The sequence below is a fragment of the Candidatus Omnitrophota bacterium genome (assembly GCA_016209275.1).
GTDB lineage: Bacteria > Omnitrophota > Gorgyraeia > Aquiviventales > Aquiviventaceae > JACQWM01.
Genome location: JACQWM010000050.1, coordinates 1 through 23,397, shown reverse-complemented (window position 1 = coordinate 23,397; position 23,397 = coordinate 1). Strand labels below are relative to the sequence as shown.

The 23,397-nt window shown below is 59.9% G+C and carries 28 protein-coding genes and 1 riboswitch; of the genes, 27 read left to right on the top strand and 1 reads right to left on the bottom strand.

The features are described from left to right. The 25 genes from HY737_06890 to HY737_06770 all read left to right on the top strand — a co-directional run. Positions 1-986, top strand: a 986-nt coding sequence (locus HY737_06890) for a class I SAM-dependent methyltransferase (protein MBI4598104.1), incomplete at its 5' end; no start/stop codon positions are given. Beyond that, positions 986-2,050, top strand: a complete 1,065-nt coding sequence (locus HY737_06885; GenBank protein ID MBI4598103.1) for a glycosyltransferase family 2 protein — start codon at positions 986-988, stop codon at positions 2,048-2,050. The genes HY737_06890 and HY737_06885, both read left to right, overlap by 1 nt. Before the next feature lie 4 nt (positions 2,051-2,054). Further along, the gene (locus HY737_06880) at positions 2,055-2,591 is read left to right on the top strand and encodes a hypothetical protein (protein MBI4598102.1); all 537 of its coding nucleotides are present in this window, start codon (positions 2,055-2,057) and stop codon (positions 2,589-2,591) included. 198 nt (positions 2,592-2,789) lie between these two features. Beyond that, positions 2,790-4,082: an adenylosuccinate lyase gene (locus tag HY737_06875; GenBank protein ID MBI4598101.1), complete on the top strand. Its 1,293-nt coding sequence runs from the start codon at positions 2,790-2,792 to the stop codon at positions 4,080-4,082. Then, positions 4,079-4,495 carry a PEGA domain-containing protein gene (locus HY737_06870; protein ID MBI4598100.1) on the top strand — a complete coding sequence of 139 codons (417 nt, stop codon included), beginning with the start codon at positions 4,079-4,081 and terminating at the stop codon, positions 4,493-4,495. Before HY737_06875 ends, HY737_06870 begins: the two co-directional genes overlap by 4 nt. Beyond that, positions 4,482-5,234, top strand: a complete 753-nt coding sequence (locus HY737_06865; protein ID MBI4598099.1) for a phosphoribosylaminoimidazolesuccinocarboxamide synthase — start codon at positions 4,482-4,484, stop codon at positions 5,232-5,234. The genes HY737_06870 and HY737_06865 overlap by 14 nt, the downstream gene beginning before the upstream one ends. Positions 5,235-5,327: 93 nt before the next feature. Beyond that, positions 5,328-5,570: a phosphoribosylformylglycinamidine synthase subunit PurS gene (gene purS / locus HY737_06860; protein ID MBI4598098.1), complete on the top strand. Its 243-nt coding sequence runs from the start codon at positions 5,328-5,330 to the stop codon at positions 5,568-5,570. Positions 5,571-5,678: 108 nt separating this feature from the next. Next, positions 5,679-5,876 carry a hypothetical protein gene (locus tag HY737_06855; protein MBI4598097.1) on the top strand — a complete coding sequence of 66 codons (198 nt, stop codon included), beginning with the start codon at positions 5,679-5,681 and terminating at the stop codon, positions 5,874-5,876. Then, positions 5,827-6,291 (top strand): nucleotidyl transferase AbiEii/AbiGii toxin family protein, encoded by a 465-nt coding sequence (locus HY737_06850; GenBank protein ID MBI4598096.1) that lies wholly within the window; start codon positions 5,827-5,829, stop codon positions 6,289-6,291. The genes HY737_06855 and HY737_06850 overlap by 50 nt, the downstream gene beginning before the upstream one ends. Before the next feature lie 693 nt (positions 6,292-6,984). Continuing rightward, positions 6,985-7,578: a transglycosylase SLT domain-containing protein gene (locus tag HY737_06845; protein ID MBI4598095.1), complete on the top strand. Its 594-nt coding sequence runs from the start codon at positions 6,985-6,987 to the stop codon at positions 7,576-7,578. Beyond that, positions 7,569-8,078, top strand: a complete 510-nt coding sequence (locus HY737_06840; GenBank protein ID MBI4598094.1) for a hypothetical protein — start codon at positions 7,569-7,571, stop codon at positions 8,076-8,078. Before HY737_06845 ends, HY737_06840 begins: the two co-directional genes overlap by 10 nt. 34 nt (positions 8,079-8,112) lie before the next feature. Further along, on the top strand, positions 8,113-8,454 hold the full coding sequence (locus tag HY737_06835; GenBank protein MBI4598093.1) for a hypothetical protein: 342 nt from the start codon (positions 8,113-8,115) through the stop codon (positions 8,452-8,454). Then, positions 8,451-8,783, top strand: coding sequence for a hypothetical protein (locus HY737_06830; protein MBI4598092.1), 333 nt, complete (start codon positions 8,451-8,453; stop codon positions 8,781-8,783). The genes HY737_06835 and HY737_06830 overlap by 4 nt, the downstream gene beginning before the upstream one ends. 3 nt (positions 8,784-8,786) lie before the next feature. Next, the gene (purQ, locus tag HY737_06825; GenBank protein ID MBI4598091.1) at positions 8,787-9,476 is read left to right on the top strand and encodes a phosphoribosylformylglycinamidine synthase subunit PurQ; all 690 of its coding nucleotides are present in this window, start codon (positions 8,787-8,789) and stop codon (positions 9,474-9,476) included. Next, positions 9,469-11,820 (top strand): phosphoribosylformylglycinamidine synthase subunit PurL, encoded by a 2,352-nt coding sequence (purL, locus tag HY737_06820; GenBank protein ID MBI4598090.1) that lies wholly within the window; start codon positions 9,469-9,471, stop codon positions 11,818-11,820. Before purQ ends, purL begins: the two co-directional genes overlap by 8 nt. Positions 11,821-11,880: 60 nt before the next feature. Next, the gene (locus HY737_06815) at positions 11,881-13,299 is read left to right on the top strand and encodes an amidophosphoribosyltransferase (protein MBI4598089.1); all 1,419 of its coding nucleotides are present in this window, start codon (positions 11,881-11,883) and stop codon (positions 13,297-13,299) included. Further along, positions 13,299-14,273: a phosphoribosylformylglycinamidine cyclo-ligase gene (locus HY737_06810; GenBank protein MBI4598088.1), complete on the top strand. Its 975-nt coding sequence runs from the start codon at positions 13,299-13,301 to the stop codon at positions 14,271-14,273. Before HY737_06815 ends, HY737_06810 begins: the two co-directional genes overlap by 1 nt. Further along, positions 14,270-15,553 carry a phosphoribosylamine--glycine ligase gene (gene purD, locus HY737_06805; protein ID MBI4598087.1) on the top strand — a complete coding sequence of 428 codons (1,284 nt, stop codon included), beginning with the start codon at positions 14,270-14,272 and terminating at the stop codon, positions 15,551-15,553. The genes HY737_06810 and purD overlap by 4 nt, the downstream gene beginning before the upstream one ends. Positions 15,554-15,555: 2 nt before the next feature. Then, complete coding sequence (purE, locus tag HY737_06800; protein ID MBI4598086.1) at positions 15,556-16,110, top strand: 5-(carboxyamino)imidazole ribonucleotide mutase; 555 nt, start codon at positions 15,556-15,558, stop codon at positions 16,108-16,110. After that, entirely contained in the window at positions 16,107-16,733 is a 627-nt protein-coding gene (locus tag HY737_06795) for a threonylcarbamoyl-AMP synthase (GenBank protein ID MBI4598085.1), read from the top strand. The genes purE and HY737_06795 overlap by 4 nt, the downstream gene beginning before the upstream one ends. Beyond that, complete coding sequence (locus HY737_06790; GenBank protein ID MBI4598084.1) at positions 16,733-17,218, top strand: low molecular weight protein arginine phosphatase; 486 nt, start codon at positions 16,733-16,735, stop codon at positions 17,216-17,218. Before HY737_06795 ends, HY737_06790 begins: the two co-directional genes overlap by 1 nt. Further along, the gene (rpiB, locus tag HY737_06785) at positions 17,202-17,756 is read left to right on the top strand and encodes a ribose 5-phosphate isomerase B (protein MBI4598083.1); all 555 of its coding nucleotides are present in this window, start codon (positions 17,202-17,204) and stop codon (positions 17,754-17,756) included. The genes HY737_06790 and rpiB overlap by 17 nt, the downstream gene beginning before the upstream one ends. Before the next feature lie 2 nt (positions 17,757-17,758). Next, positions 17,759-19,006, top strand: a complete 1,248-nt coding sequence (locus tag HY737_06780) for a serine hydroxymethyltransferase (protein MBI4598082.1) — start codon at positions 17,759-17,761, stop codon at positions 19,004-19,006. Then, a complete protein-coding gene (nrdR, locus tag HY737_06775; protein ID MBI4598081.1) occupies positions 19,003-19,467 on the top strand; it encodes a transcriptional repressor NrdR in 465 nt (154 codons plus the stop codon). The genes HY737_06780 and nrdR overlap by 4 nt, the downstream gene beginning before the upstream one ends. Before the next feature lie 79 nt (positions 19,468-19,546). Beyond that, positions 19,547-19,656, top strand: a riboswitch (cyclic di-GMP riboswitch). Positions 19,657-19,698: 42 nt separating this feature from the next. Beyond that, positions 19,699-20,061 carry a response regulator gene (locus HY737_06770; protein ID MBI4598080.1) on the top strand — a complete coding sequence of 121 codons (363 nt, stop codon included), beginning with the start codon at positions 19,699-19,701 and terminating at the stop codon, positions 20,059-20,061. Here the strand turns inward: HY737_06770 and HY737_06765 are convergent. Next, a complete protein-coding gene (locus HY737_06765) occupies positions 20,058-21,629 on the bottom strand; it encodes a peptidyl-prolyl cis-trans isomerase (protein MBI4598079.1) in 1,572 nt (523 codons plus the stop codon). The genes HY737_06770 and HY737_06765 overlap by 4 nt on opposite strands. 106 nt (positions 21,630-21,735) lie before the next feature. Between HY737_06765 and eno the strand changes: the two genes are divergently transcribed. Together eno and HY737_06755 are read left to right on the top strand one after the other, a co-directional pair. Continuing rightward, a complete protein-coding gene (gene eno / locus HY737_06760) occupies positions 21,736-23,046 on the top strand; it encodes a phosphopyruvate hydratase (protein ID MBI4598078.1) in 1,311 nt (436 codons plus the stop codon). Further along, complete coding sequence (locus HY737_06755; GenBank protein ID MBI4598077.1) at positions 23,046-23,327, top strand: septum formation initiator family protein; 282 nt, start codon at positions 23,046-23,048, stop codon at positions 23,325-23,327. Before eno ends, HY737_06755 begins: the two co-directional genes overlap by 1 nt. The last annotated feature ends 70 nt before the right edge of the window (positions 23,328-23,397 follow it).

Genomic DNA, 23,397 nt, shown 5'->3' with positions numbered 1-23,397 from the left:
GTCCAATGTCCATCCCGATCACCGTGTTCACTGCGATGGATGTCATCGCGGCACCTCCTGTCGGTTGGTGCCAGTATGACAGCGTTCAAGCGACCCAGCGTTTTCATGCTATCACCCCCTGCGTGGGGCTGCCTTCGGCAGCCCGTTTCGCCTCGCACGAGGCGAAAGAGGGATCGAGCGAGGCGAAACCGGCCAGCGGCCAACACGCAGGGGGTGGGATGATCGAACGACTCACGGCCACGGCCTGGGTGCCTCCCTGGGTTCGCCATGAGCATGCGGCCCGCTACGCGTTTGCCGCACAATATGTGCGAGGTAAGCAGGTGGTGGATTGCGCCTGCGGGGATGGCCGAGGCGCGGTGGCGTTGGCGCAAGCCGCAGCGCGCTCCGTCCAGGCGATCGATGTGTCATCCGAAGCCGCGGTCGATACCCGGGGGCGTTCAGCGGAAGCCGCCGTGAGCTATCACACCGCTTCCGCGACCATGCTCCCCATTGTGCGCCACACCATTGATGTCTACGTGTCGTTGGAAACCATTGAGCATGTGCCGTCCGAGCGAGGCTATTTGGCGGAGGTGTTGCGCGTGCTGACACCCGATGGCCTGTTCATTTGCTCAACGCCCAATCGCACGGTCACCAATCCCGGCACGCCGATGGCGCAGCATCCTTGGAATCCATTCCATGTGCGGGAATACACTCCGGATGAATTCATCTCGGCGCTGCAAGGCGCGTTTCACGCCATTGAATTGTACGGGCAAAGCCCCTTGTCGGTGCGATCCGTCAACCGGTTGGAGTGGATCGCCAAACGGCTTGGGGCAAGGGCCGCGGTCCGGGCCAATCAGCTGCGGAAACTCCCGCGGCTGGTCTGGTCGCCAGCAGTCCGCTATGCCGTGGCACCCATTCGGCCGTGGCAAGCGCCGGAGTATTTGATCGCGGTTTGCCGCCAGCCGCGGCCATCGCTGGTCGAGCCGGTCCAGCCCCCGAGCGTTTGATGCCTCCGCAGCGGCCGTCGAGTGTCGCGGTGATTCTCGTCAACCACCAGCAGTACGCGGACACCTACCTCGCGCCCTGTTATGAGAGCTTGTTGCGGCAAACCTATCCGGGCGAGCAGTTCACGGTTTTTATCGTCGATAACGGCGGCACGCCGGCCCAGCGCGCCCGCATCCAGCAAATCGCGCCGACCGCTCGGCTGCTGGCCAATGCGGACAACGCCGGCTGGAGCGGAGGCAACAACACCGCCATCAGCGTGGCGCTCACCGAAGGATTCGATCACATCGTCCTGCTGAACATGGACACGGTTGTCGATGCCCAATGGCTGGCTCAGCTCATGGCGATGGCCGAGCGCCGTCCGGATCTGCACATTCTGCAGTCGAAGATTTTGCTGCACGGCACCGATCGGATCAATACGCTGGGCAACCGCATCCACTTTTTAGGCTACGCGTACTGTCAAGGCTACGGGCAGCCGGCCGCCGCCTGCCCAATGCCCGCGGCGGTTGATTGTGTGAGCGGGGCGGCCATGCTCGTGAAACGCGGCGTGTTTGAGGCTGTGGGACGGTTTCGCGAGGAATATTTCATGTATTACGAGGATGTGGAATTTTGCTGGCGCGCGCGGCTCGCCGGGTTTAGCATCGGAATCGCTGAGTCGTCGCTGTGCTATCATAAATATCATTTCAAGATGCATGCACCGTTCTTGTACTATCTCGACCGCAACCGATGGATGGCCATGCTCACCTTGCTGCGCCTCCGCACGCTCCTCGTCATCCTGCCGTGCTGGATCATGGCTGAGCTGGTGATGAGCGTTTACTGGCTGCTGCATGGGCGGCTCAAGGCTCGCGTGTGGCTTCTCCTCCATTTTGTCAGGCCGGCGACGTGGCGCGTCATCTTGCACCGGCGCAGAGAGATGGCTCGATGTCGCCGTCGAAATGACGCCGAAATCGTCCGGCACTTCTCCGGAGTGGTGGATTTTTCCGCCATCGATCACGGCCTGCTGCATTGGGTGGCGAACCCGCTGCTGCGATTGTATTGGGGCGCCATGAAACGCCTGATCATCTGGTGAGATGATGCTGCGCGCGATTCAGCGGGCACTCGTCACGACCGTGATCATCGTCATCCTGCTGCTCGCGGCCGCCCTGTTCGCTGCGTTGCATGCGCTGCAGGCGTTTTCGTCGGAAACGCTGGTTGGCACCGTGACGACCCAACCACTCTCCGCCGAAGCGTTTGACCTGACCTATGTCCCTGCCGCCTCGCCGTTGCAGCGGCACACGGCTCGGCTGCACGGGGATCAGTGGGTGATTTCCGGCGGCATCGTCAAATGGCATCCCTGGCTGACCGCGCTCGGCGTGCCCAGCTATCATCGGCCGCGCCTCATCAGCGGCCAATTTTCTGATCCAGCCACACAGCGCGCCCGGTTTCCGACGGTCTATGAGCTGACCCCGAACGCCGACTGGGTTTGGGAGCTGCTCTACTGGATCAAGCCGCTGCTGCCCTTCATCGAGGCGGTCTACGGCTCCTCAGCCTACGTCTATGTCGAGCCAGGCATTACCCAATCCGTCTACGTGACCCCCTCCGGCTATCTGATCAACCGCTCTCCTCGCTGAGGTTGCGAACGCCGCCGTTCTTCGCTATAATAATCTTCTTGAAGGCATTTCTGTGTGCACGACACCCACGCCGACTATCCAAAGCAACGCTTGTCCGCTGGTCACGCCTTCCTGGCCGGCGGCAGTGCCTGATCGTATCCTACCACCAGCAGTAGTCCATGCTACCGTCACCTACGATATGTTGAGGTTGAGCGACGAATGATTCCACGCTATACGTTGCCAGTGATGGGGACTGTGTGGAGCGATGAGCATCGCTTGAAGGTGATGCTCGATGTGGAGCTCTACGTCCTGGAAGCGCAATCGCGCCTCGGCATCGTGCCTAGATCCGCCGTTGAGGCCATCCGCCGCAAAGCGCGCGTGAGTGCCGCCGGGATTTCCCACAAAGAAGCCAAGACTCAACACGACGTTATCGCCTTCATCGAACACCTGGAAAACCATGTCGGCGCCTACGGCCGGTACCTGCACTTTGGGTTGACGTCCAGCGACGTGCTGGACACCTCGCTGGCCGCGTTGCTGCGCGAGGCGAATGCGCTGCTGTTGGCGGATCTTAAGGTCTTGCAGTCATCGCTGGCGAAACAAGCACGCCGCCACAAGCATACGTTGATGATCGGCCGCACGCATGGGATCCACGCGGAGCCGACGAGTTTCGGCCTCAAGGTGGCGATGTTTTACGATGAGTTTCGACGGCACCTCGCGCGTCTTGAGCGCGCCGGAGAGGCGGTCAGCGTCGGAAAAATTTCCGGGGCGGTGGGCACCTTTGCCAACGTCGATCCCTCGGTGGAGCGGTATGTGTGCGCCAAACTGGGGCTGCGCCCGGCACCCATTTCCACGCAAATCGTGCAGCGCGATCTGCACGCCGATTATCTCAACACCCTGGCCTTGATCGGGGCGAGCCTGGAGAAGCTCTCGACGGAGATTCGGCACTTGCAGCGCACCGAGGTGGGCGAGGCTGAAGAGCCATTCGGCCACGGGCAAAAAGGCTCCTCGGCGATGCCGCACAAGAAAAATCCCATCACCTGCGAGCGCATCACAGGCATGAGCCGCCTGTTGCGCGGCTATCAGCTTGCGGCGATGGAAAACATCACGCTGTGGCATGAGCGGGACATCAGCCACTCCTCGGTTGAGCGGGTGATTCTGCCGGATGCGACGATTACGCTCGATTACATGCTCCAGACGATGACCAAGGTGATCGACGGGCTGGTCGTGCACCCAGATCGGATGCGCGAAAATCTGCAGAGCACGCGCGGGGTCGTCTATTCCGGCCAAGTGCTGCTGGCCTTGATGCGCAAGGGGCTCTCGCGCCAGCCGGCGTATGAGCTCGTGCAGCGCAACGCCCTGGCCGCGTGGCGCGATGGAGACAATTTCGTAGACGCCTTAGCCAAGGATCCTCAGATTCGTCGTCGGCTTTCCTCAGCGGAGATTCGTCGATGCCTCGATCCTCGCCGGCATTTGCGCTATGTCAACCTGATCTTCAAACGGGTGGGGCTATGAGCCAGATCGATATCAGATATCGAATTCGATATCTGATATCGCTTGTCTTGTGCGGGATCCTGTCGTCAGGCTGCATCCGCCGGTCGCTGACAATCACCACCGAGCCGCCAGGCGCCATGGTCTATGTCAACGATGAGTTGAAAGGGGAAAGCCCGGTGACGTATGACTTCATCTGGTACGGTTCGCATCGGCTGATCCTTCGCAAGGACGGGTATGAGCGCATCCAGGAGACCAAGTTCATCCGCTCACCCTTCTATTTCTGGATCCCATTCGATCTGGCGATGGAGCTGCTGCCGTTTCCCATTCGCGATCGGCGCGCCTGGTCATACACCTTGAACCCGCTGCCGACGATGGCGACTCCGATTCCGCCATCTGAACTACCTCAGGAGCCGAGCGATGATCAAACAAGGTGAGAAGCTCTACGAAGGCAAAGCCAAGATCCTCTATGCCACCGAGGATCCCACACAGGTCATCCAGTATTTCAAGGACGATGCCACCGCCTTCAACGCCCAGAAGCGCGGCACCATCATGGATAAGGGTGTGTGTAACAACAAAATTTCCGCCACGCTCTTCACCTATCTGGAAGGCCGCGGCATTAAGACCCATTTTGTGAAGCAGCTCGATGACCGCGGGATGCTGGTGCGTCGGGTGGAGATCGTGCCGCTGGAGGTGACCATCCGCAACATCACGGCCGGTGGCATGGCCAAGATGCTGGGCATCGACGAAGGTATCGTGCTGAAATCTCCGGTGTTTGAGTGGCACTACAAGAGCGATGCGTTGGGCGATCCGCTCATCAACGACGATCATATCTTGGCGATGGGCTGGGCTACGGCGCAGGAGCTGGCGCACATCCGCGAGCAGTCGTTCAAGGTCAACGAGGCGCTGAAGCAATTTTTTAGCCAGCGGCAGATCGACCTGGTCGATTTCAAACTGGAGTTCGGACGACTGATCGGCACCAACGGCAAGCCCACGGCGCAGATCGTCCTGGCCGATGAAATTTCGCCGGATACGATGCGCCTGTGGGAGCAAGGCACGCGCCGGAAGCTCGACAAGGACCGCTTCCGCCGTGATCTTGGCAGCATCGAGGAAGCGTACCACGAAGTCGTCCGCCGCGTCGTCGGTGACACTTCCCAGTCAACCGCGCAACGTTAGTTTCAGGTTTCAAGTTTCAGGTTTCACGTTGATCACCGAGCCTAACCTGAAACCTTAAACCTGAAACTTGGAACGAGACAATGGAGCTTTTGGATGAAGGCTAAGATTTGCATTACACTCAAGCCAGGTTTACTCGACGCGCAAGGCAAGACGATCAAAACCGCGCTGGAACATCTGAATTTCAAAGGCATCAACGACGTCCGCGTGGGCAAATATCTGGAGATTGAGCTCAACAACGGCACCGCCGCCGCAGCCAAGAAAGAGGTCGAGCGCATGTGCCACAAACTCCTGGCGAATCCCATCGTTGAAACCTATCGCGTGGAGATCGCTAAGTAAGAACGATATCAGATATGAAAAGGCCTTTTGATATCTGATATGGCCCCGCCTTGGCAATATCAGATATGAAATGGGCATTTCATATCTGATATCGAGTTGGAGTAAGGCATGAAGAAGGTTTGGGTGCACAAAGCCAAGTCGTTTGAGGACGCGGAGCGGTTTGACCAGCGATATTATCAGGCCATGTCAGCCAAGGAGCGCGTGGAAACCGTGAGCTGGCTGCGGCAGATCGCTCGGAAAATCAAGAAAACAGGTCATGGCGGAACGAGACTTCGAAGAGTTATTAGGGTCATTCAACAAGCATAAGGTCCGCTACTGTCTCGTGGGGGCGTTCGCGGTCGCCTATCACGCCATCCCACGATATACCAAAGACATGGATTTGCTCATTGAGCCGTCAGAGGAGAACGCTAAGAAGATTCTTAACGCTCTAAGGGATTTTGGCTTCGGAGCACTCAATATTACAGCTCACGATTTAACCACAGCAGGGCAAATCGTGCAATTGGGCTATGAACCTCTTCGCGTCGATTTGTTGACGTCCGTTAAGGGAAGCACGTTTTCAGAAATTTGGAGACATCGTCGGCAGGGACTCTACGGCAAACGACGGGTCTGGTTTATCGGGTTGGATGAGCTGATCAAAAGCAAACAAGCCTCGGGTCGCCCTCAGGACCGCGTTGACGTGAAGAAACTTGAAAAACGAAAACCGCGGAGCGGCTACAGATGATGGACTGCGGGAAAAAAGATATTGTGTCGTTAAGATACCACGGGGGGTTACTTCTTCTGGCTGCGTTGGGACTTTTTTGGAATTTAGCAAGAAGTGAAGCAGAAGAACCTGAGAAGTCTTTTGTAGGAGACCGAATGGTCATGCTCAGCAAGACCTGCAGACCAAGTACATGCGAAATTGCATGTCAGAACGAATGTGAGGCCATAGTAGGGGAACCTTGCGGCGTATTGTTTGATGAGTGCCAACGATGTCTCAAAACCCATCCTCTTTCACCGGAGGAAGCCAAGGTAGAAGGAATAGTATTTGGAGGAATGCTTGAAACTTGTCCGTGGTGTCTGAATAAATATCCACCAAAATCCCGGTGTACTGCGAATACAGAGGTTCAGTCAGCGGTGGGAGCGCCAGAGCCTGAAGGCGTCCCATGTTACATCACATGTCGATAATTAAGATTTAAGAGTGAGATGAAGTTCGGGGTGGTGGTGTTTCCGGGGTCGAATGGCGATCAGGGCGGCAGGAATGGATAACGCGGTGATCTCACGTAACACACGGGCAAAGCGCCCGGTTCCTTCACGACCAACCAAGACAAGACAACCCGTGTCCAATGTGGATCACTGGCTTGAATGAGAGACTTCTCAAATACGCAAAGCGTTGGAAACCGCTTCGAGATATTTTAATGCTGATGATCGTCTCACCGTGAATACCCTCGAGGCTGTGCATGGCAAGGAGAGCAGTTTTGGGACCATGATGGGGACGCGAGGTTCTTCTGAAGCGGTCGGCCACTTTCACTTGAAGCCTGATGCGGCCACACGGTACGGCTTAAGCGTATCGAAGAACAATGATCAACGCTTTGATATTCACTACGCCTCTTCTGCAGCGGCGCGGTACTTGAAAGATCTCGACACCATGTTTGGTGAGAAGACCAGATTGAAAGGAATCGAGACGATTCCTGTCAGGAGCGTTTTGGAGCGGAAAAAGTTCAGTCTCGCAGCCTATAACGCTGGTGAAGGTCGCATTGCAACCGCGCAGCATCTCGCTGAACAGGCAGGGAATGATCCTGAGTTATGGGGCGATGTTGAGCGATTTCTTGAGGCTGCCCACGCGACGCCAGACAAAGCAGAAGAAATTCGGCGTTACCTCGAAATGGTGCCGGCCTACGAAGCTGAGTTTGCTGAAAAGTCGCTGGCGAACAAAGCGCTGAAGCAGAAAAAAGTCAGCAACCGCAAGGGCCGCTGCAGCGATGGACATTGGCGAACGATTGATGGAAAGCCGGTCTTCATATGCGATTGACGAAAGCACCCGCCCTCATCTTGTCTGCCATGTTGAGCATCATGGTGTTTCTTGGCTACCAATCAAGAGCTGCAGCGAACAAGCTCTTCGGAAACATGACGTATCGAACCACCTGTCCTTACCTTGCAGACAAAATCACGTTGGTCAACGGTCATGGTGTTCTTTGGTATGGTATCGCCCATGTGTCCATGGATTATGGAGGGCGCTACGTGTATGGCGATTTCAACCATGACGGTCTTACTGACGCGGCCGTCGTCATTACCGAAAGCCAAGGCGGCAGCGATGATGAGCGATTCTTGGCGTTTTTGATCAATGATGGCAAATACTTGGTCCATCGCCAATCAGTCTATCTTGGCGATTCGGCCATCATTAATTCTGTGAAGGCGCGGGGCGATCAGGTGGTGGTGGATATGCTCATTCATCAGGAAGGCGATTGCCAGGCCGGTCCCACGAAGCACGTGGTCAAGATCTATGAATATGAAAAAGATTTAGGTGCATAAGGCCAGGCCCTTTTAAGTTTACGGCGGAAGCGGCATGCTCATTGTCAGAGACGCACTGAAACGCGAGAAACTCCAAGAGCTGGCTGCCGGAAGGTTTGGCGACATGGTGAAGGCGGTCGTGGATGTTGAGCGTGGGCTGGTCGCGATTGACGCCGAGCTACACTCCGATTTGGAAGCGCTGCTCCTTGAAGATGGCTCGCAGCAACGGGATTTATGGGGCATCAATTTGTATCCGGAATTGGCAGGGGCCGAATTCATCGAGTTTGATTCCATGATCAATATGAAACCCTCTCAAGGGAATCGAAGCCGCGGGGTCGAGGACGAAGCCGTCCGCGCACACATCACCGAGATCGTTGCGAAGAGGATCGCCCCATGAGTTTCCGGCACGCAACACTTGCGGCCGGACGCTGGAAGACCTTCACATTTCTTGAGCAGATGGCCAATGTGGCCAGCGAAGTGGAGCGCGCGCTGAACTGGCGGACGAAAAATAATCCCGGGTATGCTCAGCGAGCCTTTGAACGAGCACTCGAATTGCTCGATCTGACCTTGGGGAGCACGGAGAGGCCAACTCAGCGCAGAGAAGTGGCACGGGTCAGAGAGGCGTTGGTGGACTTTTTTTCCGGAGCGAATAGCTATGGGTCGACGGACGCGTCGTGGCGAGGCTATTTCCTGGCGTTCGCCTATGCCGCGCGCCGAGCGCATTAAGCAATGAAATTCGGAGTCGTGGTGTTTCCGGGGTCCAATTGCGATCAGGACTGTGTCGATGCCCTGCGCGACGTCGTGCAACAGCCAGTGACGACACTGTGGCATGAGGAGACGTCGCTCAAAGGATGCGAGGCGATCGTGCTGCCGGGCGGGTTCAGCTACGGCGATTACCTGCGCACCGGGGCGATCGCGCGGTTTTCGCCGATCATGAAGTCGGTGAGCGCCTTCGCGCACCAGGGCGGGCTGGTCATCGGGATTTGCAACGGCTTTCAGATTTTGCTGGAGGCCGGGCTGCTGCCTGGGGCGATGCTGAACAACACCGGGCTGCGATTCATCTGCAAGTTTGTGACGCTGCGTGTTGAGCGCACCGACACGCCCTTTACGAATCGGTTCCAGCCGGGGCAAGTGGTGCGGATGCCGATTGCGCATAACGAGGGCCGCTATACGGTAGAAGCCAAACTGCTGCCGACGATCAAGAAGCAGGTCGTGTTCCGCTACTGCGACGACGACGGGCGGCTGATCGAGTCGGCGAATCCGAATGGCTCAACCGATTTCATCGCCGGCATCACGAATGCGCGCGGCAACGTGATGGGTCTGATGCCGCATCCTGAACGTGCGTCAGAAGAGATTCTCGGCTCTGCCGATGGCCGTCTAATTTTTGAATCGATGATCGAGGCGTACGCGAATGCCTAGCGCGGTATTGGAACGGCAAACAAACGTGGCTAGAAGCTGGAAGCTGGAAGCTAGGAGAAAGAGAACAACCCAGCTCCCAGCTTCTAGCTCCCAGCCGCAACCCGGATCTGTTTCACTCTTAAAACGGGTCGCCAAGTCGCACAACCTGACAGAAGAGCACTACGCGCAGATTGTGAAAGCGTTGGGTCGGCAGCCGACGGTGACTGAGGTCGGCATCTTTGGCGTCATGCATAGCGAGCACTGCTCATATTGCAGCTCAAAACCGTATTTGAAGACGATGCCGACGAAGGGCAAACGCATTTTGGTTTCAGCCGGCAAAGAAAATGCCGGCGTTGTCGATATTGGCCATGGCCTCGGCGTGGCGTTCAAGGTTGAGTCGCATAACCATCCCTCGGCGGTGGAGCCGGTGCAGGGAGCCGCGACCGGGGTCGGCGGCATCATCCGCGACATCTTCACGATGGGGGCGCGGCCGATTGCGTTGTTTGATTCTCTGCGGTTCGGGCCGCTATCCGATGCTCGCAGCCGATTCTTGCTCGAGGGGGTCGTCAAAGGCATCAGCGACTATGGCAACTCTGTCGGAGTTCCGACGGTGGGCGGGGAAATCTACTTCGACGAAACGTATCGCGACAATCCGCTCGTCAACGTGATGTGCATCGGCTTGGTGCGCAAAGGCGAGATTGCGCATGGGGCGGCCAAGGGCATCGGCAATCCGGTGATCTATGTTGGCTCTTCCACCGGCCGGGATGGGCTGGGCGGAGCCAGTTTTGCCTCGCGCGAGCTGACCGACGGCAGCGAAGCGGACCGGCCGGCGGTGCAAATCGGCGACCCATTCACCGAGAAATGCTTGATCGAGGCGACGCTGGAAGCATTGGCGGCGGGCGATGTCGTCGGCATCCAAGATATGGGAGCGGCTGGTCTTACCTGTTCGACGTGCGAGATGCCGTCTCGCGGCGGGACCGGTATTGAGATCGATGTGGCCAAGGTGCCGCGCCGCGAAGCGGGGATGACGCCGTATGAAGTCATGCTCTCAGAGTCACAGGAACGCATGTTACTCGTGGCGAGGCGCGGACGAGAAGCGGCTGTCAAAAAGATTTTTGCGAAATGGGGGCTCAACGCGGTTGATATTGGCCGCGTGACGAACACCGGACGCATGCGAGTCTATGACGGCCAAGAGCTGGTCGCCGATATTCTGGTCTCAGCGCTGACTGATGGAGCACCGATCTATCACCGGCCGATCCGGCGGCCGCGGTATCTGTCCAAGGTTCAGCGGCTCTCGGTGCGGAGCCTCAAAGAGCCAAGCGATTACAACCAGGCGCTCTTGACGCTGCTCGCCTCACCGACGATCGCGGATAAGTCGCCGGTGTATGAGCGCTATGACCACATGGTGCAAACGAACACCGCGGTGCTGCCGGGCCGGGCCGATGCGGCGGTGCTGCGCCTCAAGGGCAGCGAGAACTTCTTAGCGGCGACCACAGATGGCAATGGCCGCTACTGCTATCTCGACCCATATGAGGGAGGCAAGCTTGCGGTCGCTGAGGCGGCGCGCAATCTGGCCTGCGTGGGAGCGAAGCCGCTAGCGATTACCGACTGCCTCAACTTCGGCAATCCGCAGGATCCGGAAATCATGTGGCAATTCAAAGAGTGCGTGCGCGGCATCAGCGACGCCTGCAAGGCCTTTGGCACGCCGGTGACCGGCGGCAACGTCAGCTTATACAATGAAGGTCCGCGTGGGGCGATTGATCCAACGCCTGTCATTGGGATGATCGGACTGATCGGTGGCCAAGTGGCCAAGTGGCCAAGTGGCCTGAAGCCTCTGACGGCGACTTTCAAGAACGAGGGAGACGTCATTGTCCTTTTCGGCGAAACGCGGGAAGCAATAGGAGGGAGCGAGTACCTTGCAGTCATTCATAGGAAGAAATTAGGGAGGCCGCCGAAAGTTGATTTGAAGGCGGAGTATGCGCTTCAACAGTTCATGGTGGAGACCGCCTCTCGGGGCCTTCTCAAATCAGCCCACGATTGCTCTGAGGGAGGATTAGCTGTCGCAGTGGCAGAGTCTTGCATCATGGACGGAAACCGCCTGATTGGCGCGACGATATCCTGGTCACCCGGCCACCCGGCCACCCGGCCACTTCGTGCGGATGCGCTGTTGTTCGGAGAATCAGCAGGCCGGATCGTGGTAAGTTGCGCTCGGCATCACCTCGAGCTCTTGGAACAGCTGGCCCAGCGTCACAAGGTTCCGTTTGCGGTGATCGGCCGCGTGGGCGGCTCCCGCCTCATGCTCCACCCCTGGATCGATCTGCCAGTCGATGAACTGTCAACTGCCTGGCACTCAGCATTGAGGTAACCAAGAACGATATCAGATATGAAATGGTCATTTCATATCTGAGATCGCCTGGAAACGGCTATGGACGATAACGTGAAACATTATTGCGGGCTCTTCGGCATCTACGGCCACCGAGAGGCGGCGCGGCTGACGTATCTCGGGCTGTATTCGCTGCAGCACCGCGGCGAAGAAGCGGCCGGCATCGTGACCTACGATGGCAAGGCGATGCGCTCGCATAAAGAGATGGGCTTGGTCTCCGAGGTGTTCGATGAGGCCATCCTGCACAACCTGCCTGGGCGCTTGGCCATCGGGCATACGCGCTACTCCACGACCGGCTCCAGCACGCTGCGCAATTCGCAGCCGATCGTGGTGACCTGCTCCAAGGGGCAGCTCGCGGTAGCGCACAACGGCAACCTGGTCAATGCGTATGAGCTGCGGCAGCAACTCGAAGCCAACGGCTCGATTTTTCAAACGACCGTCGACAGCGAGATCATTTTGCATCTGCTCGCCCGGGCCACCAACAAAGAGCTCGATGACGATCTCGTGGAGTGTCTGCGGCTGCTCAAGGGGGCGTTTTCGCTGCTATTTCTCACCGAGAAAGAGTTGATCGGCGCGCGCGACCCGAACGGCTTCCGTCCGCTGTGCATCGGCCGGCTGAATCGGTCCTACGTCCTGGCCTCAGAAACGTGCGCGCTGGATATCATCGGAGCGAAGTTCGTGCGCGAGGTGGAGCCTGGCGAAATCGTCATCATCGGCTCGAGCGGGTTGCGCTCGCTGCGGCCGTTTAAGGATCAGCCGACGAAGCTCTCGCACTGCATGTTTGAGCAAGTCTATTTTTCGCGGCCGGATTCGATCGTCTTCAGCGAAAGCGTCCAGCAGGTGCGCATCAATCTGGGGCGCCAGCTCGCGCGCGAGTACCCGGTCGAGGCGGATTTGGTCATGCCGATTCCCGACTCGGGAAATTTCGCCGCCCTCGGCTACAGCTTGGAGTCGAAGATTCCCTACGTGATCGGCATGATCCGCAACCACTATGTCGGCCGCACGTTTATCCAGCCATCGCAGGAGATCCGGGACCTGAAAGTGAAAGTGAAATTCAATCCGATCCGCGAGATTGTGAAGGGCAGGCGCATCATCATCGTCGATGATTCCATCGTGCGGGGGACGACCACGAAAGCGCGCGTCAAAAGTTTATGGGAGGTGGGTGCGAAGGAGATCCACCTGCGCGTGAGCTGCCCGCCGACGAAGCACTCCTGCTTCTACGGAATCGACTTTCCCACCAAGAAGGAGCTGATCGCCAACCGGATGTCGCTTGAGGAGATCACGAAGTTCATTGGCGTCAGCAGCCTGGGGTATTTGTCCCTCGAGGGATTGCGCAGTGCGGTGAGAGAGTCCAATAACTACTGCACGGCGTGTTGGAGCGGGAATTATCCGATCCCCTTCGGCGGCGAGGGCGATAAATTTGCGCTTGAGAAGCATGCCGGACAGGGTTGTGGTGGTTGATGATCACATATCGTAAGGCTGGTGTGAATGTGGAGGGCACAGACCGGTGGCTTGCGCGCATGCGGCCGCTCATTCGCTCAACCCCGCGGCGCGGCGTGCTGCCGGATCGGGGGCAATTCGCTGGATTGTTTCGTCTCGCCGATCTCAAATTACGCGATCCGATTTTGGTCTCATCGACCGATGGGGTGGGCACGAAGCTCAAGGTCGCGCAACTCATCGGGCGGCATGAAGGCATCGGCATCGATTGCGTGGCGATGAACGTGAATGATGTGCTGGTGTATGGCGCGACCCCGCTCTTTTTTCTCGATTACATCGCCATCGGCCGGTTGCAACCGAGAATCATGAGCCAAGTCGTCAAGGGCCTCGTGGCGGGTTGCCGGCAAAGCGGCTGCGCGTTGCTGGGTGGCGAGACGGCGGAGATGCCCGGCGTCTACCGTGATGGCGAGTATGATGTGGCCGGATTTTGTGTGGGCGCGGTTGAGCGCCGCAAGCTCATCGACGGCTCAGGCGTTCGCGCCGGTGACGTGATTGTCGGGCTGGCATCTTCCGGCGTGCACGCCAACGGATTTTCGCTCGTGCGCAAGGTCTTCACCGCGGCCGAACTGAAGCGGCGCGCCGAGACGCTGCTGGCCCCGACGACGATTTACGTCAAGCCGGTGCTGGCGGCGCGGCGCACGATTTCGATTCACGCGATCGCGCATATCACGGGGGGAGGCTTAGCCCGGCGGATTCCGAGCCTGGCCGCTCGGCAGCCGTCGTTGCGCGCGGAACTGTTTGACGGCGCATGGCGCGTCCCCCCGGTCTTCCAGGCGATTCAGGACGCCGGCGCGCTCTCGCTGAATGATATGATGGGGACGTTTAACATGGGCATTGGCATGGCGCTGGCTTGCCCCGCCGATCAGGCGGGGCCTGTGATCCGTTTGATGGATCAGGCTGGCATTGAAGCATGGATCATTGGAGGCATTCGTCGATGAAGGTACTCGTTGTTGGATCGGGAGGGCGCGAGCACGCGCTGATCTGGAAGCTGAGCCAGTCGCCGGAGGTGAGCCAGCTCTTTTGCGCGCCCGGCAACGGCGGCATCGGCGATTTGGCGGAGCTCGTCGACATCGGCGCCGAAGATATCGAGTCGCTGGCCGAATTCGCCGAGAGCAAAGATATCGATCTGACCATCGTGGGGCCTGAAGCCGCGCTCGCCAAAGGCATCGTGGACCTGTTTGACAAGCGCGGCTTGCGCATCTTCGGCCCCATGAAGGCCGCGACGCGCCTGGAATCCAGCAAGGCGTTCGCGAAGAACCTCATGAAGAAGCACCACATTCCCACCGGCCAATTTGCCGTCTTCGATGACGCGCCTTCCGCGCGCGCCTATGTCAAGCAGCTGGGTGCGCCGATCGTCGTGAAAGCCGATGGGCTCTGCAGCGGCAAAGGCACCTTCGTGTGCAGCACGCTCGGCGAGGCGCTTGGGGCGATCGATTTGTGCATGGAGGATAAAATTTTCAAATCGGCCGGCGAACGCATCGTGATCGAGGAGCGGCTCGTGGGTGAAGAAGTCTCGATGATTGTCATCACCGATGGCGTGACGGCGCTGCCGCTGCTGCCGGCGCAGGATCATAAGCGGCTGCACGATGGCGACAAGGGCCCGAATACCGGCGGCATGGGGGCGTATGCGCCAGCCCCCATCATGGACTCAGCGCTCGCGAAACAGGTGATGGAGACGATCATCCAGCCGACCATTCGCGCGATGGCAAGCGAGGGCTGGCACTTCAAGGGCGTCTTATACGCTGGCCTCATGCTGACGAGCGATGGGCCGAAGGTTCTGGAATACAACGTGCGATTCGGCGATCCAGAGGTGCAGGCGATCCTCCCGCTGCTGAAGTCGGACCTCGTGCCGCTGCTTGATGAGGCCGTTGAAGGGAGGCTCTCGACGGCGCAGCTTGCCTGGGAGCCTGGCAGCTGCGTGTGCGTCGTGCTGGCGGCCGGCGGCTATCCCGGCGATCCGCAGATCGGCAAAGAGCTCCGCGGGCTGGACAAGTTCAAAGGCCGACGCGACGTCATGCTCTTTCATGCCGGCACGAAAAAAGATCGCAACCGCTACATCAGCTGGGGCGGGCGCATTCTCAATGTCGTGGCACTCGGGGCCGATCTGGAAACCGCGGTCAAGCGCGCCTATGATGTCATCGCCGGCATCTCATTTGACGGGATGCAGTATCGCAAGGACATTGCGTACCGAGCGCTACCAAAGGCAGTGAGTAAGTGACCATGCCCAAACAGAAGACGCCCCCACTCGCCCACTCGCCGACTCACCGACTCACGACGTCGAAACCGGTCGTCGGTATCCTCATGGGTTCGGATTCGGATTGGCCGGTGATGGAGCAGGCGGCGAAGACCCTCGAGAGCTTTGGGGTCGGGTGGGAAGCCCATGTGCATTCCGCGCATCGCAGTCCCGAGCTGGTGCGGCGGTATGTGAGCATGGCCGCGGCGCGCGGTGTTTGCATCATTATTGCGGGCGCGGGGGGCGCGGCGCACCTCGCCGGGGTGGCGGCCGCGCACACGATCTTGCCCGTCATCGGCGTGCCCATTGAGAGCAAGAGCCTCAAGGGCCTCGACAGTTTGCTCTCGACGGTGCAGATGCCCAAGGGCGTTCCGGTGGCCACGGTCGCCATCGACAGCGCCGCCAACGCCGCGGTCCTCGCAGTCCAATGCTTGGCGTTGCACGATGCGCGGCTCCAGCGCGCCCTCGCCGCCTATAAGGAGCGGTTAGCCGTCGGGGTGCAGGAGGCGGACCGGAAACTGGGAGCCGCTCCTCGGAGATGAAAACGCCGCCGCGCCTCTTCAGTGTTATGGGAGACGCCCCGGATCCCGCGGCCATCGCGGAGGCCGCGCAGATCTTGCGCGGCGGAGGGCTCGTCTCGTTTCCGACGGAAACCGTCTACGGTCTTGCGGCGGATCTCACCAATCCCAAGGCGATTGACCGGTTGAATCAGGTCAAGGGCCGTCCGCCGGACAAACCGTATTCATGGCACGTGCACAGCATCGAGCAGATGCGGCAGCATGTGGCGGCCGTGCCGCCGCTGGCCGAGCAGTTGATGCAGCGATACTGGCCCGGTCCCTTGACGATCGTGATGCCGGCCAACGACGGCAAGATCATCGGATTCCGCCTGCCGGATCACCCCATCGCCCAGGCATTTTTGAAAACGTGCGGTGTGCCGGTGGCGGCCCCAAGCGCTAATCGCTCCGGCTCCCCGCCTCCGACGGATGCCAAAGAAGTGCTCGCCGCCCTTGACGGGGATATTGATTGCATCCTCGATGCCGGGCCGACGCGCTTAGGGCGCGAGTCGACCGTGGTCGAAATCGTGGAAGGGCGGCTGGTCCTCCGTCGAGAGGGGGCGATCGCCAAGGAGGACCTTCTCAAAGTTATCGGACCAACGCAGTGCTGATGAGCGCGCAGCATCTGCTCTTTGTGTGCACCGGCAATAGCTGCCGCAGCGTGATGGCCCAGGGGTTGATGCAGCAAGCACTCACCCGCCTCGGCCGCCAGGATGTGCAGGTGGACTCCGCCGGCATCTTTGCGATTGAAGGGATGAGTGCTACGCGGGAAACCCTCAATGTGCTGCAAGCCGTTGGCGTCGACGCCTCGCACCATCGAGCCCGCGGCCTGGCCGCCGAGCAGGTCGAGGCTGCGGATCTCATTTTCGTGATGGAACGGCTGCACGCCGATGAGGTGGTCCGCCGCTTTCCCCCGGCGGCTCACAAGGTGCACCTGCTCAAGCCGTATGGAGTGCCTCCTGGTGTGTTGATGGGAAGCCCAGGCATTCCGGATCCGATCGGCAAGCCGCTGGAAGTGTATGAAGTCTGTTTTGCGGAAATTCGCGAAGCCGTTGACCGGATCGCCAAATCCTTGACCGATGTCCCGCGCAGCTAGACCGCTCAAGGCTCAAGGCTCAAGGCTCAAGGGGGAGCGAACGCTCCACATTGCGATTGGGGCGGATCATGGCGGCTTTGCGTTGAAGGCGAAGCTCGTGGCCATGCTTCAAGCGCAAGGGCTCGTCGTGGCTGACTTGGGCACGCACTCGGCTGAGCCATGCGACTATCCGCGGATTGGCTCTAAGGTCGCCTTCGCCGTCGCCGAGGGGACGTTTGATCGAGGCATCCTGCTGTGCAAATCCGGCATCGGCATTGCGGTCGTGGCCAACAAAGTCCCGGGGGTACGCGCCGGCGTGTGCGGCGATGGGTTCGATGCGCAGCGCGCTCGCGCGCACAACGATGCGAACGTCCTCGTGCTGGGAGCGGAGAAGCTCAGCGAGGCCCAGGCGAAGAAGATCACCCAGGTTTGGCTCGCCACGCCGTTTGAGGCGGGCGGGCGGCATGAGCGGCGAGTGAAGCAAATTGCGGCGATTGAGAGGAAGGTATGCAGACAGCAGACAGCAGACAGCAGACCGCAGCGAAATATCACCAGATGACCATGTCTTCATTGCAGCGCGTCGATCCAGAGATTTACGAGGCGATTCGGAAAGAAGCTCGGCGGCAGCATGAGCATCTGGAGCTGATCGCCTCGGAGAATTTCACGAGCCTTGCCGTGATGGAAGCGCAGGGCAGCGTCATGACGAATAAATACGCCGAAGGCTATCCGGGTGCTCGCTGGTACGGCGGCTGCGAATTCGTCGATATCGCCGAGCGGCTCGCCATTGAGCGCGTCAAAACCCTCTTCGGGGCTGAGCATGCCAATGTGCAGCCGCATTCGGGCACGCAGGCGAACATCACCGTGTTCTACGCGATGCTGCAGCCAGGAGACACCATCTTGGCGATGAGCCTCGCCCACGGAGGCCATTTGTCGCACGGGCACCCCAAAAATTTCTCTGGGAGATTTTTCACGATTGTCCCCTACGGGGTTGACCAGCAGACCGAGCAAATCAACTATGACGAGATCGCCGCCCTCGCCGAGCAGCACAAGCCGAAACTCATCTTGGCCGGCTACTCCGCGTATCCGCGGGTGCTGGATTTTGGGCGATTCCGCAAGATCGCGGATGCCGTCGGAGCGCTCCTGCTCGTCGACATGGCCCACTTTGCCGGCCTGGTGGCGGCCGGTGTGTATCCCAACCCCGTGCCCCACGCCGATTTCGTGACATCGACGACGCACAAGACGCTGCGCGGGCCGCGCGGAGGCTTTATCTTATGCCGCTCCCAATACGCGAAAGCGATTGATTCGGCGAATTTCCCCGGCAATCAGGGCGGGCCGCTGATGCACGTCGTCGCGGCCAAAGCCGTCTGCTTTCAGGAGGCCATGGCGCCTGAGTTTACGATGTATCAGCGCCAGGTGGTCGCGAATGCCAGAACGCTTGCCGCCGCGATGCAAGCGCGCGGCTACCGGATCGTCTCCGGCGGCACGGACAATCACTTGATGCTGGTGGATCTGACCCCGAAGCGGCTGACTGGCAAAGAGGCGCAGGAAACGCTGGATGCGGCCAAGATTACCGTCAACAAAAACGCGATTCCGTTTGATCCGCTGCCGCCGGGCAAAGCCAGCGGGATCCGCCTGGGCACGCCGGCCGTGACGACCCGCGGCATGCGCGAAGCCGAGATGAACGAGATCGCCGCCCTGATTGATGAGGCGCTGATGCACCGGCAGGACCCGGCGGCCCTTGCGGCGGTGGCGAAGAAGGTCAGCGTGCTGGCCGAGCGGTTTCCGCTGTATCCTGAATTGCGTCAATGAAATGCCCCTTCTGCGGACATCAAGAAGATAAAGTCGTCGATTCGCGGGCGAGCTCTGACGGGGTCGCGATCCGCCGCCGCCGGGAGTGCCTAAGCTGTGCTAAGCGCTTCACCACCTATGAGCATGTCGAGGAGCAGCCGCTGATGGTGGTCAAGAAAGACGGCCGCCGCGAGCCCTTCGACCGGCATAAGCTGCTCGCCGGTTTGGTGAAGGCGTGCGAGAAGCGCTCCGTCAGCATGGATCAGCTCGAGGGGCTGGTCGATGCGGTGGAGCGGGAAATCTCCCAGCAGTTTGAGCGGGAAGTCTCCTCTCGGGAGATCGGCGAGCGGGTCATGAAGAAGCTCCATTCGCTGGATCCTGTGGCCTATGTGAGATTTGCGTCGGTGTACCGCGAATTTAAGGATGTCGAGCAGTTTATGAGGGAACTGAATGATCTGCTGGCGGTCAAAGCCAAAAAGTAGTGTGTCGGGAACTCTTGACGGCACGCGCGTTTCCATGGTACAGTTTATGTGTTCTAGAGCAAAGGTTTAAAAAACTGCGAGACGACAAAGGCAAACTCACGGTAACGTGAGGGCGCAAAGCTAAGGGTCCTGCGCGGTGGGAGATACCGATGGTGTCAGACGCCGCGAGAGGAACGCCGGGCTGCCGAAGGAAGGCCTTCAGCAGCCCGTTGATGTTTTCGGAGGATGCGGATGATGCCGAGCATGCTGATTGTGGAGGATGAAGTCGATATCAACGACTGTCTCCAGCAATTTTTTAGCTCAAAAGGTTTCTCGGTGGCATCAGCCTATAGCGGGGAAGAGGCGGTCGAAAAACTTCAGGTCGAGCATCCTGAGGTGGTGCTGGTGGACGTGATGCTGCCGGGGCTCTCCGGCATTGAGGTGCTCAGGAAAATCCGCGAGGCGCATCCACGGACGCACGTCATCATGGTGACCGCGGTTGATAGCGATGACGTCCGCGAGCAAGCCGCTCGACTTGGCGCTCGCGCCTATATCACTAAGCCGTTTGACTTTTCCGAGGACACCTGGTCGCCGGCGCTCTCCTGCGCCGCCTAACGGGCCGGGGAAAGGGGCGTTGCCGCAACACTCTTCAGCTTCGCGTGCGTTCGCAGATCCGCCATCCACGTTTCGAACCGCTCGTTTCTCTTCTTCGTCAACAGGGCCTCCCGGAGCGTTGGCTCCGCATCGGAGAATTTCGATTCGTCCGCCGGCAGCCGCTCTTCGGGGCGGATCACCACGTAGCCCCTGGGTGCGTCGAGCGGCTCGGTCAGCTCGCCCAGCGGGGCGCGAAACGCGGCATCATTGACCGCCGGGTTGGATCCCATGGGCGCGATATCGCCCGCGCGGCTCAATGTTGACGCGATGGGGGCTACCCCGTCGGTGGCGGTGGCGAAAACTTCTTCATACCGCCAGCCGGCGGCGTGTTGCGCCTTGGCGTTCGCCAGCCACGCCGACGCGGCGTCCTTCGCCTGCGCCTTCGCGCGCTCGATCGTCAGCTGCTCGCGGATGGTCGTCGCCACTTCCTCAAGCGGCCGCAAGCGGGAGGGTTGCCGTTGGGTCACCCGGACCACCCACACGCCGCGCTCGGTTTCAATGAGGCCGCTCACCTCGCCGGCGGACAGTTTCCGCGCGCGCTCAAGGACCGCAGGATCCAGTCCTCCGGATGCCGGCGTTTCGCCCGCTGCCATCGGGCCGAACGATACCGGCGTGAGGCGGGCGCGCGCGGCGATCTCCTCAAAGGCGCGTTTGGCGTTGACGCCATCCTCCAAGTCGATGGCGAAGGCGTTGAGCTGCCGATCCACGTCGCGCGTGATCAGCGCTCGGCGCGCCTCCTCCGGGGTGGCGAATTGCCCCGGGTGCGCCGCGTTAAAGGCGCTGACGCCGGCCTCCTCAACGGTTGTCTGCGCCATGAGATCCTCGCGGGAAGCGCCGATGACCTCAAGGCTCAGCTGCTCCGGCACCTGAGCGAGCTCCGGGTGGGCGTCGTAATGCGCCTTCACCTCCTCATCAGTCAGCGTGACGGAGGCGGTGAAACGCTCCGTCGGGAACACGAAGAGGCTCGCGCGCAGCCCTTCGTGCTCGGCCCGGTAAGCGATGGCGAGCTCCTCATCGGTGACGGCGACCTCGCTGAGCGCGCCGTCGATGAGCATTTTGACCGCCAATTGATTTCGGAGCTGCTGCTCGTAGGCTTCCGGCGAGGTGTTCAGCGCTAGCAGCACCTGCACGTAGAGCACGCGGTCGAATCGCCCCTGGCTCTGGAAACTGGGATCCTGCTTGAGCGCGGTGAGCAGCTCCTGGTTGCCGATCCGGATGCGCCGGCGTTTGGTTTCCTGGATCAGGATGAGCTGATCCCACGCCATGCGTGTGAGCTGCTCCTCGCTGGGATTGAACCGGTCGCGCACCGATTCAGGCAGGCTGCGTAATTGCGCCTCCCACTGCCGTTGGGCCTGGCGGTAGGCCGCCTGGAAATCGTCCGAGGAGATTTTCACGCCGAAGATCACCCCGGCGTGCGCGCCTTGCGACGGCTGCCAAAAAGCGAAAATGGCCATCGGCCCAACGAGCAGGGCGACAATGATCCAGCTCACGCGCGTCTTCAAGTAATGCCACTTATCGAGTTTTGCCATGCGGCCATTCTACAGACCTCAGCCCCAAGACTCAAGCGTGTGGTATAATTCCCCCATGTCGTCAACCGCGCTGCTGACCACACGATTAGGCAGGAGGCCTTCCTCTATGACAGCCGCCCGCACCTCAACGCGCATCACCTCGTTGCATGCCCGCGAAATCCTGGATTCCCGCGGGCAACCCACCATCGAAGTCGATGTCCTCCTCTCCGACGGTTCGCTGGGCCGCGCGGCGGTGCCCTCAGGGGCCTCCACCGGCAGCCATGAGGCGCTCGAATTGCGCGATACCGCGGACAAACGTTTTGGCGGCAAAGGGGTGCGCCAAGCCGTGGCGAATGTGCACGGCCCGGTGGCGAAGTCGCTGAAAGGATTCGATGCCGCACAGCAAGCCACGCTGGATCAGCGGCTGTGCGAGCTGGACGGCACGCCAAATAAGTCGCAGCTTGGGGCGAATGCGATCCTCGGAGTCTCGCTCGCCGCAGCTAAGGCGGTGGCGACGTCTCGCGGTCTTCCGCTGTATCGTTCGCTGGGTGGGGCCAAAGCGCGCGTGCTGCCGATTCCACAGATGAACATCGTCAATGGCGGAGCTCACGCGGATAACACGCTCGATATCCAAGAGTTCATGATCATGCCCATCGGCGCGGCCACCTTTGCGGAGGCGCTGCGGATGGGCGCGGAAGTCTTTGCGACACTCAAGCAGGTGCTCAAGGGCCGTAAGGACGCCACGGCGGTCGGCGATGAAGGCGGCTTTGCGCCGAATCTGACGTCGAATGAAGAAGCCATCCAACTGCTGATGCAGGCCATTGAGCAGGCCGGTTACACGCCTGGCAAGCACATCATGCTGGCCCTCGACTGTGCGGCCAATGAATGGGGCCAGACCGGCACGTACACACTCATGAAGAGTGCGCCGACAAGACCGGTCTCCGCGGATGACTTGATCCGCCAATACGAGCAATGGGCGTCGAAATATCCGCTCGTCTCCATCGAGGATGGCTTGGGCGAAGATGACTGGGCCGGATGGCGCGCGCTCAACACACAGCTCGGCGGGCGGGTGCAATTAGTGGGGGATGATCTGTTCGTGACGAATACGGAGCGGCTGAAGCGGGGGATTCGAGAGCAGGCGGCCAATGCCATCCTGATCAAAGTTAATCAAATCGGCACGCTGACAGAAACCCTCGAGGCGATCGCCATGGCGAAGCAGGCCAAGTACGGCACGATCATTTCGCATCGCTCCGGTGAGACCGAAGACGTGACGATTGCGCATTTGGCCGTGGCCACCAATGCCGGGCAGATTAAAACCGGGTCGTTGTCGCGCAGCGAGCGGATCGCGAAGTACAATGAGTTGCTCCGCATTGAAGAAGCGTTGGGCAAGCGGGCGGTCTATGCGGGCAGGCAGTGGCCGCTCACCCGTCGCACATGATGAAGAAGCATCCGACGACGTTCGCGATTGCGGTTGGGCTCATCGCGCTCGTGTTCGGGCCCAACACCTACCACCTCATCCGCCTCTATTGGCTTGAGCACCGCCTCGACCGTCGCCTGGCCGAGCTGTCAAAACAGCAGGAGCAGTTGCTCGCTGAGCAGCAGCGTCTGGCCTCGGACCCCACCTACGTGGAGGGTTTGATCCGCTCCACGTTCAAGGTCGCCAAAGAAGGCGAAATCGTGATTCCCCTTAATGACGAGCATTCCCGACACGACAATTGACTCTCTATAGGGTTGACCTTATAATAAAACAACCCTTTCACTGCGGGGTGGAGCAGTCAGGTAGCTCGTC

Excerpts from the sequence above, each read along its gene's own strand:
- HY737_06885 (MBI4598103.1), top strand. The coding sequence starts at position 986 with ATGCCTCCGCAGCGGCCGTCGAGTGTCGCGGTGATTCTCGTCAACCAC.
- HY737_06880 (MBI4598102.1), top strand. The coding sequence starts at position 2,055 with ATGCTGCGCGCGATTCAGCGGGCACTCGTCACGACCGTGATCATCGTC.
- HY737_06875 (MBI4598101.1), top strand. The coding sequence starts at position 2,790 with ATGATTCCACGCTATACGTTGCCAGTGATGGGGACTGTGTGGAGCGAT.
- HY737_06870 (MBI4598100.1), top strand. The coding sequence starts at position 4,079 with ATGAGCCAGATCGATATCAGATATCGAATTCGATATCTGATATCGCTT.
- purS (MBI4598098.1), top strand. The coding sequence starts at position 5,328 with ATGAAGGCTAAGATTTGCATTACACTCAAGCCAGGTTTACTCGACGCG.
- HY737_06855 (MBI4598097.1), top strand. The coding sequence starts at position 5,679 with ATGAAGAAGGTTTGGGTGCACAAAGCCAAGTCGTTTGAGGACGCGGAG.
- HY737_06850 (MBI4598096.1), top strand. The coding sequence starts at position 5,827 with ATGGCGGAACGAGACTTCGAAGAGTTATTAGGGTCATTCAACAAGCAT.
- HY737_06840 (MBI4598094.1), top strand. The coding sequence starts at position 7,569 with ATGCGATTGACGAAAGCACCCGCCCTCATCTTGTCTGCCATGTTGAGC.
- HY737_06835 (MBI4598093.1), top strand. The coding sequence starts at position 8,113 with ATGCTCATTGTCAGAGACGCACTGAAACGCGAGAAACTCCAAGAGCTG.
- HY737_06830 (MBI4598092.1), top strand. The coding sequence starts at position 8,451 with ATGAGTTTCCGGCACGCAACACTTGCGGCCGGACGCTGGAAGACCTTC.
- purQ (MBI4598091.1), top strand. The coding sequence starts at position 8,787 with ATGAAATTCGGAGTCGTGGTGTTTCCGGGGTCCAATTGCGATCAGGAC.
- purL (MBI4598090.1), top strand. The coding sequence starts at position 9,469 with ATGCCTAGCGCGGTATTGGAACGGCAAACAAACGTGGCTAGAAGCTGG.
- HY737_06815 (MBI4598089.1), top strand. The coding sequence starts at position 11,881 with ATGGACGATAACGTGAAACATTATTGCGGGCTCTTCGGCATCTACGGC.
- HY737_06810 (MBI4598088.1), top strand. The coding sequence starts at position 13,299 with ATGATCACATATCGTAAGGCTGGTGTGAATGTGGAGGGCACAGACCGG.
- purD (MBI4598087.1), top strand. The coding sequence starts at position 14,270 with ATGAAGGTACTCGTTGTTGGATCGGGAGGGCGCGAGCACGCGCTGATC.
- purE (MBI4598086.1), top strand. The coding sequence starts at position 15,556 with ATGCCCAAACAGAAGACGCCCCCACTCGCCCACTCGCCGACTCACCGA.
- HY737_06795 (MBI4598085.1), top strand. The coding sequence starts at position 16,107 with ATGAAAACGCCGCCGCGCCTCTTCAGTGTTATGGGAGACGCCCCGGAT.
- HY737_06790 (MBI4598084.1), top strand. The coding sequence starts at position 16,733 with ATGAGCGCGCAGCATCTGCTCTTTGTGTGCACCGGCAATAGCTGCCGC.
- rpiB (MBI4598083.1), top strand. The coding sequence starts at position 17,202 with ATGTCCCGCGCAGCTAGACCGCTCAAGGCTCAAGGCTCAAGGCTCAAG.
- HY737_06780 (MBI4598082.1), top strand. The coding sequence starts at position 17,759 with ATGTCTTCATTGCAGCGCGTCGATCCAGAGATTTACGAGGCGATTCGG.
- nrdR (MBI4598081.1), top strand. The coding sequence starts at position 19,003 with ATGAAATGCCCCTTCTGCGGACATCAAGAAGATAAAGTCGTCGATTCG.
- HY737_06770 (MBI4598080.1), top strand. The coding sequence starts at position 19,699 with ATGATGCCGAGCATGCTGATTGTGGAGGATGAAGTCGATATCAACGAC.
- HY737_06765 (MBI4598079.1), bottom strand. The coding sequence starts at position 21,629 with ATGGCAAAACTCGATAAGTGGCATTACTTGAAGACGCGCGTGAGCTGG.
- eno (MBI4598078.1), top strand. The coding sequence starts at position 21,736 with ATGACAGCCGCCCGCACCTCAACGCGCATCACCTCGTTGCATGCCCGC.
- HY737_06755 (MBI4598077.1), top strand. The coding sequence starts at position 23,046 with ATGAAGAAGCATCCGACGACGTTCGCGATTGCGGTTGGGCTCATCGCG.